The sequence below is a fragment of the Daeguia caeni genome (assembly GCF_042653845.1).
Lineage (GTDB): Bacteria > Pseudomonadota > Alphaproteobacteria > Rhizobiales > Rhizobiaceae > Brucella > Brucella caeni.
Map to the genome: position 1 here is coordinate 1 of NZ_JBHSEL010000044.1, position 15,609 is coordinate 15,609.

Genomic DNA, 15,609 nt, shown 5'->3' on the forward strand with positions numbered 1-15,609 from the left:
GCGCCATCATCTGCCCAGATGATGGCTCAGAAGCCGATCATGCATTAAGATTGAAACCGGACCACATCATAGGGGCAGGCCACTCATCTCCTCAATCAGGCGAATGACGAGGCGTATCGCAAAAATGAAATGTTGAGTCGGGCTCTAACTATCATTAATATAATCCTTATGCATTCATTAACCATACTTATAAAAAAGTAACTTATTTTATGATTCTTTCAACACTGTTTTATTGTTTTTGTTGTATATTAGTATTTCATTTCGCGTATTAATTGTATTTCAGGAAACCGTATGAATCTGTAAGAGATCGCGCTAAATTCGCGCCATGCGCAACCTGTTGAAGACAATGATCCGAACGGCCTTCCTGATGGCTTTCTGTCTGTGCGTCGGCACGGCCATGGCGGAAAAGACAGCACCCTATTTCATGAACCAGTCCGAGCGGCTGCCGCTTCCTTCGCTGAAGGCACTCACACGCCTGCGCTTTGTCACGACAGTCGATTTTCCGCCATTCAACCATGTGAACGCGCAAGGTCAGCTCAGCGGTTACAATATCGATCTCGTCAAGGCGCTGTGCGAGCAGTTGAATCTCAGCCAGATCTGTCAGATTGAGGCCGTGCCATGGAACGAGCTTGAACAGCATTTGCGCGCCGGCAATGCCGAAGCCATCATTGCCGGCCTGATGCCCACGCCGGACAATCGTGAGGAATTCACCTTCTCGCGCAGTTATATGCGCTTTCCTGCCCGCTTCGTCACCCGCATTGGCCAAGACTTCGACCAGCCCGCATCCGAAGCCACACGCGGCAAGGCAATTGGTGTGGTATGGGACACTGCACATGAACACTTGCTCAAGAGCTATTTCCCGGAAGCTGCGGCAACGCTTTATCCTGACCGGGAAACCATGCTGGGCGACCTCATGCGAGGCAAGCTTGCAGCCGTTTTTGATGACGGCGCCTTTCTGGCAAGCTGGCTTGACACACCCGAGGGCGCCAATTGCTGCACCTTTACCGATGGCCCCTATCTTGCACCGCAATTTCTGGGACAGGGCATGAGCATTGCCGTTCACAACCGGAATGCAGCACTGGCAGACGCCTTCAACAATGCCTTGCAGGCCCTGGAGAAAAAGGGCGTGATGGACGAGCTTTACCTGCGCCACTTTCCAGTCAGCTTCTACTGACTGCCATGCCTGACGCAGCGCGATCACATTGTGCGATCATATTGGCGAACCATATTGGTCAATCAAACAAGATTCAGCCCCCGGGCGGGAAGCCTGTACGTCACAGGCCCCGGCAATATATGCGCCATTTCGTCGCATGATACGACAACAGCACCCAGTTATTTCAAAACATTTTGAAATTTCAGACGGCACAGTAATTACTGTGTCAAAAGAAATATATTTCCAATCAATGCGTTAATAAAAACAAAATTCAAAAATAATACAAAGTTTTCAATGAAATAAATTTTTCTGGATGGCTTCTAACATAAGATAGATTGCAAGTAAATTCTTTATTTTCACTTGAAGATCAGCGCCATCGATCAATAATCAGCATTGGGAGAACGGCAATATCGGCCAACCAGACCAGGCCAGACAATTGTCGGGAGATGGGATGCTTTTCGGCTTGCAACCGAAAACACCGCACGAGGAGGATACAGTATGTTTGATGGCGTACCCGCGCATTGGCACAAGGCACCTGAACAGAAAACGAAGTCCGACAATGAAGCCGCCTATGTCATGCTTGGCATCATGTTGGCCGCACTTGGTGTTCCGGCTGCCTTCCTGGGCTGGGCCCTGTTCACCAGCATCGCCTCGCTGTTTCAGTAACGGCCCTCTTCCGAACATGAAGCCATCAATCGCGGGCCGCTGGCGAAGCTCCAAGGCAATAGAACAATTCAGGCTTTCACAGAAACGCTGAATGGCGCCAGTATATTGTTTTCCGCAGTTCCGGATGGAAAACCGGTGCCCACTTTTCCTGGAACTGCTCCAATGGCCTCAAATTGCGCGGAACATCGCGGTTCCACAGGTGCTGACCGGAAACAAAAACCCTCGTTTTGACCACAGCAAAACGAGGGGCAATCAGTCTGAGAGCCCGCCACATGGCGGGCTCTCTGTTTTTAATGGGCCTGATTGGATTCAATGACAGGCGGAACATTTGCATCCGGCTCGCTGTCCGCCTCATCCTCGCGCCTACGCGGCTTATCCTTGCGTGCAATCACGCTGTAGAACATCGGAATGAACAGTGTTGCCACGAAGGTTGCAGCCAGCATACCGCCGATAACGCCGGTACCGATCGAATGGCGGCTGGCAGAACCCGCACCCGTGCTCAGTGCTAGTGGCAGAACACCAAGGATGAAGGCAAGCGACGTCATGATGATCGGGCGGAAGCGCAGGCGTGCTGCTTCCAGTGCCGCCGCAAGTGCGGTTTTGCCTTCCTCACGTTGCAGCACGGCAAACTCCACGATCAGGATGGCGTTCTTTGCCGCAAGGCCAATCAGCGTCACCAGACCGATCTGGAAATAGACGTCGTTGGTGAGCCCTCGCAGATAGGTGGCAAGCAAGGCACCAAAGACGGCAAATGGAACGGCGGTGATGACAGCAAGCGGCAGTGTCCAGCGTTCATATTGTGCAGCCAGGATCAGGAAGACCATGATCATGCCAAAGATCATGGCCTGCGAGCTGGTGCCACTGGTGGTGACTTCCTGATAGGCAGAGCCTGTCCAGGCAATCTGGTACCCTTCTGGCAGAACCTCACGCGCCACTTCCTGAATGACCTTGATCGCCTCGCCCGAAGTGAAGCCCGGCGCCGGATTGCCAGTCACCTTGGCCGCAAGAAAGGCATTGAAGCGTTCAATCTGATCAGGACCGACAATACGCTTGACCGTAACCAGCGCATCAAGCGGGATCATGCTGCCGGAATTGGCCCGCACAAAGACATGTTTCAGGTCACCCGGATCGCGGCGAAATTCAGCTTCGGACTGCAGATTGACCTGATAGTTACGGCCAAACAACGTAAAGTCGTTGACATAGAGGCTGCCGAAGGTCGACTGCATGGCGGTGAAAACCGAATTGATCGGCACACCCATGGCCTTGGCCTTCTCGCGGTCGAGCTGAATGTCATATTGCGGCACATTCGGATCGAATGTGGTTCGCACCGCCATCAGTTCCGGTCGCTTGCGCAGAGCCTCGACAAACATGTTCGTTGTCTGGGTCAGCGCATTGACGCCACCGCCGGTACGATCCTGCACATAGAGTTCAAAGCCACCCGTGGTGCTCAGCCCCATGATTGGCGGCGGGTTGAAGGCGATGATCAGACCATCCTGAATACCCGCATTCATGCCCATGAAGGTACCCGGCAGATTACGCGCATCCACGTCCGGCGTCCTGCGCTCCGACCAGTCTTTCAGCATGATGAACATGGTGCCGGCGCTGGTCTTCAAGCCGCCCGACAGGAGGTCAAAGCCCGAGACGGCAAAGACATTGTCCACCGCCGGATGGCTCTTGATCGTCGCACTTGCCTGATCAAGCACCTTGGTCGTGCGATCAAGCGATGCAGCTGGCGGCAGGACAGCGGCGGCAAACACGAAGCCCTGATCCTCATCCGGCAGAAGCGAGCCCGGAACCTTCTGGAACAGGAAATAGGTGCTGGCCAGAAGACCCGCAAACAGGCACAGCGCAATGCCTGCACGCTTCAGGAAGAACAGGACACCCACCGTATAGCCAGTGGTCAACCGGTCAAAATAGCGGTTGAAAATACGGAACGGCAGGGCCGGCTCATGATGTCCCGGCTTCAGAAGCAGACCGCAGAGTGCCGGCGTCAGCGTCAGGGCGACAATACCCGACAGGGTCACCGAAATCGCGATCGTGACAGCGAACTGCTTGTACATCTGGCCAACCAGACCGCCCATGAAGGCGACCGGGATGAACACGGCACAGAGCACGAGAACAATGGCGATAACCGGCCCGGTCACTTCGCCCATTGCCTTGATGGCTGCCTTGCGGGGCGAAAGCTTTTCAGTCGCCATGATACGTTCGACATTTTCCAGCACGACGATCGCATCGTCCACGACGATACCGATGGCAAGCACCAGACCGAACAGGGTGAGAAGATTGATCGAAAAGCCCAGCACATACATGCCGGCAAAGGTACCGATGATCGAGATCGGTACGGCAATGACCGGGATCAGCGTTGCACGCCAGCTTTGCAGGAAGACAAACACCACCAGAACCACCAGAATGATGGCTTCGATGAAGGTATGGATCACTTCCTCGATCGAGACCTTGATGAACTTGGTCGTATCGAACGGAATGGAGTAATTGATGCCTTCCGGGAAGCTCTGCTTCAGCTCGGCCATGCGCGCCTTGACCAGATCCATCGTGTTGAGCGCATTGGCGCCCGGCTGAAGATAGATGGCGATCGGAACAGCTGGCGTGCCATCAAGCTTACTGTCAACCAGATAGCTCTTGGTGCCGATTTCAACGCGCGCTACATCCTTCAGACGCAACATGGCGGCATTCGGCGTTGACCGCAGAATGATGTTTTCAAAGGCTTCCGCATTCGGCAGACGGCCCTGCGTGGTGGCCGTATAGGTGAACGGGCCAGCTTCGCTGTCCGGCTGATCGCCGAAGCGGCCAGCGGCAAACTGCGCATTCTGTTCCTGGATGGCATCGCGTACGTCACTTGGCGTCAGGCCAAACTGTGCCAGCTTGTCTGGGCGCAGCCAGATGCGCATGGAATAATCGATATTGCCGAGAAGCTGCACGTCACCGACACCCGGCAGGCGTTTCAGATCGTCAACAACGTTGAGCAGTGCATAGTTGCCGACATAGGTGCGGTCATAGCGTCCACCTTCGGAGAACATGGCCACCATGCCAAGAATGGTGGTAGAACGCTTGTCCACCGTCACGCCAAGGCGCTGCACTTCCTGTGGCAGGGTGGGAGTTGCACGCTGCACGCGGTTATTGACGTTAATCGTGGCCTGATCGGGGTCGGTACCAAGCGCAAAGGTGATGGTGAGCTGCATCGTGCCGCTGCCAAGGCTCGATGACTGCATGTAGAGCATGTTCTCGACGCCGTTGATCTGCTGTTCCAGCGGCGCAGCAACAGTCTGGGCAACCGTTTCGGCACTGGCACCCGGATAGGTGGCACTGACCACCACCTGCGGCGGTGTCAGTTCAGGATATTGCGCGACGGGCAGAATGCGAATGCAGACCAGCCCGGCAAGAACCAGAATGATTGAGATGACCGTCGCAAAGACCGGACGGTCGACAAAGAACCTGTTCATTATTTGCCTACCGTCTCTTCCTTGACTTCAGCCGCCTTCACATCTGCGGCTGGTTCAGCCGGCCTTGCGAAGGCGTCTGCCTCAACCGGCTGTACCGGCCTGCCGGGTGCAGCCTTGATGACGCCCTGGGTAATGACATGATCACCAGGATTAAGCCCCTTTGAAACCAACCATGAATCAGCCAGTTCCCGTTCAATCGTGACAGGACGCGCCTCTACGATATTGTCCTTGTTGACGACATAGACGAGCTGCGCCTGTGGTCCCTGCAACAGGGCTGCCTTTGGAATCGTGATGGCATCCTTGATATCCATGCCGAGAATTTCCGCACGCACGAACTGGCCCGGAATCAGACGGCGATCCGGATTTGGCACGATGGCACGTGCACCAAGCGTTCCGGTTTCCGCATCCAGCGATGACGAGGTGAAGTCGATGACACCCGTGTGGTCATAGGCCGTGCCATCGCCAAACAGGATGCGGATCTTCAGGCTGTCGGCATCCTCGCCGGTCGCACCACGTTCCGCGCGCAGGCGGTTGATTTCGGCCGCTTCCTTGTCGGTGAAGGAGAAGTTCACATAAACCGGATCAAGCTGGGTGATCGACGTCAAGAGGCTTGATGCAGCATCAGTACCGATGAGGCTTCCTTCCGGAACCTGTTCCTGACTGGTGATGCCGCTGATCGGCGCCGTTACCTTGGTATAGCCAAGATTAAGCTGGGCAGAGCGAAGCTGAGCCTTGGCAGCAGCAACGGCAGCCTTGTTCAGATCGCGCGTTGCAAAGGCAGTATCGCGCACGGCAGCACTCTGCACTTTCTGCTGCACGAGCTGTTCTGCACGTTCCGCATCGCGGATCGACTGCTGATATTGTGCCTCTGCCTGGGCAACCTGCGCCTGTGCGCGGGCCAGTTCAGCCTCGTAAAGCGCCGGATCGATTTCGAACAGCACGTCGCCCGCCTTGACCTCGCTGCCTTCAACGAAATTGCGGTGCAACAAAATGCCACCAACACGTGCGCGCACCTGAACATCGCGATAGGCGCTGACACGTGCGGCATATTCATAAGTGACAGGCACATCCTGCGGCACAATTTCAACCACAGTCACCTGCGGGGGCGGTGCGCCTGCACCGCCCGGTGCCTGCGCATGAGCAATCTGTCCTGCAAAAATGAGAAATGCGGCTCCCGCCGCAAACAACCGAATGGAACGCCTAATGGTCATGAGAAATTTGCCTTGCTAAAGCCCGGTGCCGTCAATTAAACATACAGAGGTGTTTGTAAACACGATAAGCCATGCATAAGTCAATTGAAATTCAAAAAATCACAAAGGATTTACCCGCTGATTCTTGGGTATTTTGATCACATGCATACATCCAGGCTTCGGCCTGACCATCGATGAGCTTGAAATGCGCAGAACCAAAGCTGAAGCCGCCGAAACGAGAGAGGCCATCATCATCGCCGCAGAACAGATGTTTCTGGAGCGCGGCGTCAATCAGACGTCGATTCAGGAAATTGCCAGGCGGGCTGGTGTTACCCGTGGCGCTGTCTATTTCCATTTCAAGGACAAGCTCGATATCTTCCAGGCCATTCTGGGACAGGCGTGTTTTCCGCAGGAAGAAATCATGTTGCAGGCGGCGGCGTGCAACCAGCCCAATACGCTGAATGTCCTGGAAACTTCGCTGATCCATGCTCTCAATTCTTTCATTGCCAATGAGCGACAGCAGATCGTTTTCACCATCATCAACCAGCGCTGCGAATATGTGGGTGAAATGGCGCCCATCATTGCGCGGCTTCAGGATGCGCGCGCCAATGTCCTGTCTCTCTTCACCGCACTCCTTGAGGTTGCCGAGCGCCGCAATGAACTGTCACGTGAGTGGACAGCACAAACAGCCGCACCCATCCTGTTGGCAGTCTTTGGCGGACTGTTGAGCGATTGGCTGCGCAGTGACAAAAGTTTCGATCTGGTCACCTATGGCAGCAAGGCGATCTCGGCCCTGATTCTATCTTTTAGGCATCGCTAAATATCGACCTGCTTCCCGGTCTGCATCAATCCCAAATATGTCGAGACCACCATCGACTGCTGGTTGTATGGATTTTATCCTGTCAACCATTGCTGATACACCCAAATAATTTACGCTTACGTTAATGTAACTCTTGCGTCATTTGAAAATCTCGACCACATTGAATTGCGGAGACCATCGCCAGATGGGCAGGAGCATAGCGACGGAGGAGTGTCGCACAGGAATAACGGAGCATATCTCCGGGGAGAGGACATGGCAAAAGGCGTGAAAGGGCAAAGCGCAGCCAAAACCGTGACTGCGCGCAGGGAGGACAATGCAAACGCAAATGGCGACATGCCGTGGTTATCGAGCTATCCAGCGGGCGTTCCGTATGAAATTGACCTGGAAGGAATAACGTCCGTTGGTGACATGATCATCAATTCGGCGCGCCAGTTTTCCAACAAGCCCGCCTTCAGCTGCATGGGGCAGGACTTAACCTACAAGGAACTGGATGATCATTCGCGCGCCCTGGCCGCCTTTCTGCAATCATGCGGTCTGGTCAAGGGTGACCGCGTCGCCATCATGATGCCCAATGTGCTGCAATATCCGATTGCCTTTACCGCAATCCTGCGCGCAGGCTTCGTCGTGGTCAATGTAAACCCGCTTTACACGCCACGCGAGCTTGAGCACCAGCTCAATGATTCCGGTGCCAAGGCACTGATTGTCATGGAAAATTTTGCCTCGACCGTGGAAAGGGCCCTCCCCTCGATCCACGTGCAGAATATCATCGTCGCCTCCATGGGCGACATGCATGGGCTGAAGGGCCACATCATCAATTTCGTCGTGCGCCATGTGAAAAAGCTGGTGCCGAAGTGGAATATTCCGGGCCATGTCCGCTTCAGGGACGCATTGCGCCAGGGACGGGCAAAATCATTCAACCCGGTACCGGTTGTGAGCGAAGACCTCGCCTTCCTGCAATATACTGGCGGCACAACCGGCATTTCCAAGGGCGCAATGCTGACACACCGCAATATTCTTGCCAATGTGCGACAGATGGATCTGTGGCTTGAGGTTGGCTATCGCGCCAAGGGGAAGCCCAAGGATCTCAATCTCCTCTGCGCCCTGCCGCTTTATCACATCTTTGCACTCACGGTGAATGCGATGATCGGTATCCGCCAGGGCGGACGCAATATCCTCATCCCCAATCCGCGCGATATTCCAGCCCTGGTCAAGGAATATAAGAAATATCCGATACACATATTCCCCGGCATCAACACGCTGTTCAATGCGCTGGCCAATGATGCGGAATTTGCCACGGCCGATTTCAAGCCGCTGATCCTGACCCTTGGCGGCGGCATGGCGGTACAGCGGCCGGTTGCCGAACGCTGGAAACAGGTCACCAATTGCCACATCACCGAAGGCTATGGCCTGTCGGAAACCTCGCCCGTGGTTTCAGCCAATGCGCTTGATGCCGCCGAGTTTACCGGCACGATCGGCCTGCCGCTGCCATCGACCTCCATCAGGATCCGTGATGATGATGGCAATGATGTTGCCATTGGCGAGACGGGTGAAATCTGCGTACGCGGGCCACAGGTCATGCGCGGCTACTGGAACCGGCCAGAAGAAACCGCCTCCGCCATCATGCCGGACGGCTATTTCCGCACCGGCGATATCGGCATCATGGACGCGCGCGGCTTTACCAAGATTGTCGACCGCAAGAAGGACATGATCCTCGTCTCCGGTTTCAATGTCTATCCAAACGAGATTGAGGAGGTTGCCGCCCAGCATCCCGGCATTCTTGAATCGGCAGCCATCGGCATTCCGAACGAGCATTCGGGCGAAGTGGTGAAACTCTTTGTCGTGCGGCGCGATCCCAACCTGACGGAGGAGGATGTCAAATCCTTCTGTGCAGAGCGGCTTACCAATTACAAGCGCCCGCGTGAGATCGAATTCCGCGATGCGCTGCCCAAGAGCAATGTTGGCAAGATCCTGCGGCGCGAATTGCGTTCATAGGGCAATCAACTGGCGGGTGACTGCATATGGCACGATCCATTGCAATTGAAACTGCGGATGGATTCAGCTTGTCTGGTCAACTTTTTGAGGGAAGCGGTACAAAAGCGCTGGTACTGATCTCCTCGGCCACGGCAGTGCCGCAAGGCTTTTATGCCGCCTTTGCCGAACATCTGATTGCCCATGGCGCAAGCGCCGTGCTGACCTACGATTATCGCGGCGTGGCCCAATCAAGACCGCGGAAACAGCCACGCCGCTCCATCCGCTATACGGACTGGGCGCTCAAGGATTTTCCTGCCGCCCTTGCCTTTCTCAAATCCGTTGCGCCCGACCGGGAAGTCGTCGGCATTGGCCAGTCCTTCGGCGGCCATGCCTTTGCCATATCGGGCGTTGCCAACCAGTTTGCACGATATGGCATGGTGGCGAGCATGTCCGGCATTACGCGCCTGATGCGTGACCGGCTGGCCTGGCCGCGCATGAACCTTGTCGGCGTGCCAATCTCCTTTTTCACCCGCACCATGCCGCGCTGGGTTGGCGGCGAACCAATTCCCAGTTCCGTGTTTCGCGACTGGGCGCGCTGGTGCCGGATGAAAGAGTTCTTTTTCGATGACCCCCATCTGAATGCCACAGAGCGGGTGGCGGAAATCACCACCCCCATTCTGGCGGTCGGGCTGGAGGATGATCCGTGGGGCACGCCTGAGACCATACGGCATTTCTTAAACCACCACATCAATGCCCCCGTCACGGAACGCTGGTATTCACCGGCAATGGTCGGCAATCAGCCGATCGGTCATCTCGGCTATTTCCGCTCGCGCTTTGCCGCAACGTTATGGCCCGAAATGACGGAATGGCTTCTCGACGGACGTCTGCCCCAACAGGAGCAGAAGGCGGCCTGAGAACGGTCGCCGCTTCATCCGTGAGCAATCACAATCCCGCCTGCGGCTGCTCATGCAAGGCCGGTTCTGTCGTCAAACGGATGGGAGATTGGAAGAAAATCCGGCGCATTCAAGAGGATTCGAACCTCTGTTGGTGTCATTCGGAGGGCACCGTCCTGACCGCTGAACGATGCGTGCGTCAGAATGGCACGGAATAGGTCGAACCCGGCCCCGGCTTCATTACAATTCAGTGATCACTAAAACATGTGCAATGCTAACGTGCCAACAGGCGCGGCAATTCGGCAATCGATTCCAGGACTATATCGGCATGCGGCTCAAGAATTTCACGTGGGCTGTTGCCCGACAGAACGCCGATTGCAAGCCCCGCTCCTGCGGCATGAGCAGTTTCAAGATCGTGCAGATTGTCGCCCACCATCGCCAGTTCATGCGGCTCAAGCCCCAGTTTCTCGACAAAATAGAGCAAAGGCTCGGGATGCGGCTTGGGACGAGCTGCCGTATCATAGCCGATAACCAGATCAAACAGGCTGTCAATATCGAGCGCCCTGGCTGCGGCATGGGCGCCCGCTTCAGAATCATTGGTAGCAATGCCCAGCCGATAGCCCATTGCCCGCAGCGCGACCAGCGTTTCATGCAGGCCCTCTATGGCAACTGCCGAGCGTGCGCCTTCTTCGGCGGCAAACTGGTTGAAATCATCAACCAGCACCCGCATGCCCGCCTCGCCGAGATCTGGATGCCAAAGCGAGACAATATCCTCGACCGTGCCGGCGGCAATGACCGAATTGGCGCGAAAACGCTGCGCATTCCAGTCATAGCCGCCGAGATCCAGCAGCAAGCGGGCATGATCCTCATCGCCATCCGCCGAGCGCTTGGCCAATGTCCAGGACACGGAAAACCATGTCCGGTCAAAGTCGATCAACGTGCCGTCCTTGTCAAAAACGACGGCACGGATCGCCTTTAGGCGCTCTGGCGGCAAGGCCTGCATCATGCCTCAAGCGTTCCCGGACGTTTTTCCACCGCCGATGGCTTGGCACCCAGAAGCTTCAGCAAATCATCGCCGCGACGCACATAACGCAGCGAACGGCGGGTGAGAATGCGGCCAGCCTGTGGGGCTGTCAGCGTGATATCGCCTTCCGGTTCGCCCGGTGTGGTGACGACGGTGACAAGCTTTGCGCCCTCCTCAACCACATCGCCCGGTTCGACATGGTAGAGCACCATGCCGCCTTCCGGCGCGCGGATCATTTCGACATGGCTGAGCGGCGTGACAAGACCCTTGAATTCCGTATCGAGCTTGACGCTTTCGTCACGAATGACGCCGCGATGGACGAGGAACCTGTACAACCCTTCGGCATCACCCTTGCCCATATCGGCATAGACATCGGTCAGGCCGCGGAATTCGACCGTGGTGACGGCGCGGCGCTTCATGTTGCGCTCGGATTGCGGCATCTGCAGCACCGGATGGGCGCAGGCCTCCTCAAAAGCCGCATCTGCCGTGGTGTCCCAGGCAAGAATGGCGGTCGAATTGAGCGCGATGGCGAGATCCTTCATGTCCTCGACGAATTCGTCGGCAATATAGACATAGCTTTCGCTTTCATCGTCGCAGTGCAGGTCAAGCACGATGTCATGTGGCAGAGCCAGACGCAGAAGCGCAGCCTTCAGGCGTTGGGCCAGCGCCACCGGCGCATCCGGACCCGGCAGAGACGACGTGTCAAAATCCGGCAGCAGCGGGAAGGCGCGGTTGAAGTTGACCTGCGTATGGAATTCAAACCGGCCCATATGCTGATAGGCCTGCCACTGATTCGAGCCGATCGGGTTGGCCTGCGGCACAATGGTGATGTTGCCGAGAATGCGGCCCTCGGCTTCGGCCTTTTTCAGCATCGGAACCAGAAAATGCAGCGCTGCCTGCCCCGGCAATTCGCCACCATGCAGCGAGGATTGTAGATAGGCCGAGGTTGCGGATTTATCGCTGCCCTCAAAACGCAGGACGCGCAGTTCAATGGCATTGCCCGGCACATCACCGGCAAACTTGATCATTTCGGTTTTCATTCTTCGTTCCAGTTCTGAATTTGCATAAGCCTGCAATCCGGCTGTATCAGGAGTATAGCTAAGCTTTGCGCCGCGCATGTAAATGCGCGACAAGACCTTGCGTGGAAGCGTCGCGGCCATCGGCCTTCTCTTTGCCCGCAACCACCGGCAGCAATTCCGTCGCCAGTTCCTTGCCAAGTTCCACGCCCCATTGATCAAAGGCATTGATGCCAAAGAGCTGTGCCTCGACAAAGACGCGGTGCTCATAAAGCGCAATCAGGCGGCCAAGCGTGTAAGGATCAAGCAGATCATGGACCAGCGTCAGCGACGGGCGATTGCCGGAGAAGACGCGATGCGGAGCGATGCGTTCAACCTCTGCCTCTGGCAGGTTTCGCGCGCGCAGCTGTGCGCGGGCCTCATCCAGCGTGCGACCCTTCATCAAGGCTTCCGACTGGGCAAGACAATTGGCAAGCAGCATTTCATGCTGGTGATCAAGATCCTTTTCATGTCCCCTGGCTGCGACGATGAATTCCAGCGGGATCGTATCCGTGCCCTGATGCAGGAGCTGGAAGAAGGCATGCTGACCATTGGTGCCGGGCTCGCCCCAGACAACCGGGCCGGTTGGACCCGAGACAGGCTTGCCATCCACCGTCACACTCTTGCCGTTGGATTCCATGTCAAGCTGCTGCAGATAGGCAGGCAGACGGGCAAGACGCTGGTCATAAGGAATGATCGCCCGGCTGCCATAGCCGCAGATGGCACGGTGCCAGTAGCCGATGAGCCCCAGAATGACCGGCATGTTCTTCTCAAGCGGCGCATCGCGGAAATGCCTGTCCATGGCATGCGCACCGGCAAGGAATTTGCGGAAATTGTCTGCGCCAATGGCAATCATCACCGGCAGACCTATGGCCGACCAGACGGAATAGCGTCCGCCAACCCAATCCCAGAAACCAAAGACGCGCCCTGCATCGATGCCAAAGGCCGCAACCTTATCAAGCGCCGTCGAGACAGCGGCAAAATGATGCGCGACCGCCGCCTCGCCCAGACGATCCGCCACCCATTTGCGCGCCGTGGCGGCATTGGTCATGGTTTCGATGGTGGTGAAGGTTTTCGACGCGACAATGATCAGCGTTCTGGCCGGATCAAGCGCGCCAAGCGTGTCGGCAATATGGGAGCCATCAATATTGGAGACAAAATGCGCGCGCGGCCCGTCATGATAGGGCGATAGCGCCAGCGTCGCCATGACTGGTCCCAGATCCGAGCCGCCAATACCGATATTGACAATGTCGGTGATCTTTTCGCCCGTTGCGCCCTTGATGCTGCCGGAACGGATGCCTTCGGCAAAATCCGCCATGCGCGCCAGAACCTGCTTCACATCCGGCAAGACATCATGGCCATCGACCAGGATTTTTTCCGACGTCGCATCGCGCAAGGCAACATGCAGAACCGCACGGCCTTCCGTATTGTTGATATGTTCGCCCGCAAACATCGCCGCGCGGCAACCTTCGACATCGGCAGCCTTCGCTGCCTCGAAAAGCAGCGTCATGGTTTCGTCATTGACCCGGCATTTCGACCAGTCGAACAGCAGGTCATCAAGCGTCAGCGAATAACGCGCGAATCGGCCAGGATCTGCGGCAAAGGCCATGCGCATGTCATCTGGCGCGCCATGCAGCCAATGCGCCTTCAGCCTTGCAACCACCTGATCCAGCTTTGCCGCGTCTCTCGCCATGATGCCCTCCTGTAAATCGATTTAAATGCGGATATCATTACCGTCAAAACGCGATTCAAGGCAAACCAATGCCATCACATTTCAAATCATTCATTTGTTCTATACACCATATAAATTGCAATATGGCGACCCTTTTGGAGTGATTCATGGACCTTGCCGGAGAAGAACGGATTGCAGCCCCGCGTCAGGCGGTCTGGGACGTATTGAACAATATAGAAACGCTGAAGGAATGCATCCCCGGCTGCGAGGATCTGGAACGCATTTCAGAGCATGAGATTCGTGCCGGGCTGAAGGTCAATCTCGGCATAATGACCGTGCGCTTTCATGGCATGCTGGAACTCAGCAACATGGTCGAGCCGCAATCCTATACCATTTCCGGGCGCGGCGAAGGCTCGATTGCCGGTTTCGCGCATGGGGTGACTGATGTACACCTGACGGAAGACGGGGAATATACCATTCTTTCTTACGAAATCCGCGGTGATGCGGGCGGAAGGATCGCGCAACTCGGCACAAAGCTGCTTGGAAAAGTGGCGCGCAAAATTGCCGATAAATTCTTCGCAAATATTGCACAATCTGCCGCAAAGGCTGCTGCCAAAGCCGGTTGATTTCAGCTATATCACTGGCGCATCGTCCAGCCTGAAAACATTCTGGTCAATATGATGCAAGAACAACAAGATGAAGCGTTTGCGCCTTGGTCAACGCAATCGCTCCGAAAACGCCGGAACACCCGCCTGAAAGCCCACTCATGAAACCCAAAGATATTGCATCCTATATTTTCCTCGCAATTGCCTGGGGGCTGTCCTTTCTGGTGACCCTGCATGTGGTCAGGGGCTTTGGCTGGGTCGGGGCTGTCGCTTTCCGCGCCCTGATTGCATCGGCAACGCTCTTTGCCATTGCGCGCCTGTCGGGGCGCACATTAAGCTTCCGGATCGGCTGGTCACGCTTTGCCGTGCTTGGGCTTTCAACCGTCACGCTGCAACTCATCGGCCTGTCCTATGCCATCCCGCGCATTGGCACGGCGATGTCGGCCATCTGCGTTGCCTCGATCCCGCTGTTTTCCATGGTCATCAGCCAGCTCTGGGGGCTGGAGCGTATTACCTTGCGCGGACTCACCGGCCTGCTGCTCGGCTTTTTCGGCATGATCGTGCTGGTCGGCTTCCCGGCACAGGAAATCACACAAAGCTTCATTCTGGGCTGCATTGCCGCCATCATTGCCTGCATCGCCTCTGCCTATGGCAGCAATTATGCCAGCCGCAATTTCAAAGGCATCGGCTCGTGGGAAATGACCATCGGCTCTTTCCTGCTGGGCGGCATTCTGTGCCTGCCGCTCCTGATCGTCGTGCCGGTTCCGGGCATCCCCGCCCCGGCCGATTTTCTTTATCTGTTCACCGCAGCCTGTCTGATGAGCGCGCTGACCTATCTCATCTATTTCCGGCTTGTCGCCAGCATCGGCCCGACCAAGGCCGTCAGTGTCGAATTCGTCGTCACCGTCATTGCCGTGCTGGTCGGGGCGCTCTATCTCCACGAGCCATTGTCCGTGCTGCAACTGATCGGTGCTGCCGTGATCATTACCGGCTGCAGTCTGGTACTGAGTGCGCGCCCTGGTGTGCCGCCACAGACAGCTGCGGAATAAGCCCTTATAATCAAATGCTTTTTACTCATCATGCGCGCCCGGTTGTTCCGGGC

At 56.1% G+C, this 15,609-nt stretch carries 12 protein-coding genes and 1 tRNA gene; 7 read left to right on the plus strand and 6 right to left on the minus strand.

Translation table 11 applies throughout. The annotated features are described in order from the left end of the window. Positions 1–367 precede the first annotated feature (367 nt). Together ACFO1V_RS05075 and ACFO1V_RS05080 are read left to right on the plus strand one after the other, a co-directional pair. Positions 368–1,174, plus strand: coding sequence for a transporter substrate-binding domain-containing protein (locus ACFO1V_RS05075; RefSeq protein ID WP_374830272.1), 807 nt, complete (start codon positions 368–370; stop codon positions 1,172–1,174). A 477-nt stretch (positions 1,175–1,651) separates the two neighbouring features. After that, positions 1,652–1,819 (plus strand): hypothetical protein, encoded by a 168-nt coding sequence (locus ACFO1V_RS05080; RefSeq protein WP_374830270.1) that lies wholly within the window; start codon positions 1,652–1,654, stop codon positions 1,817–1,819. A 290-nt stretch (positions 1,820–2,109) separates the two neighbouring features. On the opposite strand, the gene ACFO1V_RS05085 is transcribed toward ACFO1V_RS05080, so the two are convergent. Together ACFO1V_RS05085 and ACFO1V_RS05090 are read right to left on the minus strand one after the other, a co-directional pair. Beyond that, complete coding sequence (locus ACFO1V_RS05085) at positions 2,110–5,277, minus strand: efflux RND transporter permease subunit (RefSeq protein ID WP_374830268.1); 3,168 nt, start codon at positions 5,275–5,277, stop codon at positions 2,110–2,112. Then, complete coding sequence (locus tag ACFO1V_RS05090; RefSeq protein WP_374830266.1) at positions 5,277–6,488, minus strand: efflux RND transporter periplasmic adaptor subunit; 1,212 nt, start codon at positions 6,486–6,488, stop codon at positions 5,277–5,279. Before ACFO1V_RS05090 ends, ACFO1V_RS05085 begins: the two co-directional genes overlap by 1 nt. A 184-nt stretch (positions 6,489–6,672) precedes the next feature. Here ACFO1V_RS05090 and ACFO1V_RS05095 point away from each other — a divergent pair, with 184 nt between their 5' ends. The 3 genes from ACFO1V_RS05095 (at position 6,673) to ACFO1V_RS05105 (ending at position 10,172) form a co-directional block, all read left to right on the plus strand. Beyond that, positions 6,673–7,287 carry a TetR family transcriptional regulator gene (locus ACFO1V_RS05095; protein WP_374830264.1) on the plus strand — a complete coding sequence of 205 codons (615 nt, stop codon included), beginning with the start codon at positions 6,673–6,675 and terminating at the stop codon, positions 7,285–7,287. Positions 7,288–7,539: 252 nt separating this feature from the next. Continuing rightward, positions 7,540–9,279 carry a long-chain-fatty-acid--CoA ligase gene (locus tag ACFO1V_RS05100; RefSeq protein ID WP_374830261.1) on the plus strand — a complete coding sequence of 580 codons (1,740 nt, stop codon included), beginning with the start codon at positions 7,540–7,542 and terminating at the stop codon, positions 9,277–9,279. A gap of 26 nt (positions 9,280–9,305) precedes the next feature. After that, positions 9,306–10,172 (plus strand): alpha/beta hydrolase family protein, encoded by an 867-nt coding sequence (locus tag ACFO1V_RS05105; protein WP_374830259.1) that lies wholly within the window; start codon positions 9,306–9,308, stop codon positions 10,170–10,172. A 104-nt stretch (positions 10,173–10,276) separates the two neighbouring features. On the opposite strand, the gene ACFO1V_RS05110 is transcribed toward ACFO1V_RS05105, so the two are convergent. The 4 genes from ACFO1V_RS05110 to pgi all read right to left on the minus strand — a co-directional run bounded on the left by ACFO1V_RS05110 (position 10,277) and on the right by pgi (position 13,923). Further along, a tRNA-Arg gene (locus tag ACFO1V_RS05110) sits at positions 10,277–10,344 on the minus strand. Positions 10,345–10,425: 81 nt separating this feature from the next. Continuing rightward, positions 10,426–11,157 (minus strand): HAD family hydrolase, encoded by a 732-nt coding sequence (locus ACFO1V_RS05115; RefSeq protein WP_374830257.1) that lies wholly within the window; start codon positions 11,155–11,157, stop codon positions 10,426–10,428. Next, positions 11,154–12,215: a succinylglutamate desuccinylase/aspartoacylase domain-containing protein gene (locus tag ACFO1V_RS05120; protein ID WP_374830255.1), complete on the minus strand. Its 1,062-nt coding sequence runs from the start codon at positions 12,213–12,215 to the stop codon at positions 11,154–11,156. Before ACFO1V_RS05120 ends, ACFO1V_RS05115 begins: the two co-directional genes overlap by 4 nt. 58 nt (positions 12,216–12,273) lie before the next feature. Beyond that, on the minus strand, positions 12,274–13,923 hold the full coding sequence (pgi, locus tag ACFO1V_RS05125; protein WP_374830253.1) for a glucose-6-phosphate isomerase: 1,650 nt from the start codon (positions 13,921–13,923) through the stop codon (positions 12,274–12,276). 146 nt (positions 13,924–14,069) lie between these two features. On the opposite strand from pgi, the gene ACFO1V_RS05130 reads away from it, so the two are divergent. Both ACFO1V_RS05130 and ACFO1V_RS05135 read left to right on the plus strand, forming a co-directional pair. Continuing rightward, on the plus strand, positions 14,070–14,528 hold the full coding sequence (locus ACFO1V_RS05130) for a CoxG family protein (protein ID WP_374830251.1): 459 nt from the start codon (positions 14,070–14,072) through the stop codon (positions 14,526–14,528). Between the two features lie 140 nt (positions 14,529–14,668). Then, complete coding sequence (locus tag ACFO1V_RS05135) at positions 14,669–15,556, plus strand: DMT family transporter (protein ID WP_374830249.1); 888 nt, start codon at positions 14,669–14,671, stop codon at positions 15,554–15,556. The last annotated feature ends 53 nt before the right edge of the window (positions 15,557–15,609 follow it).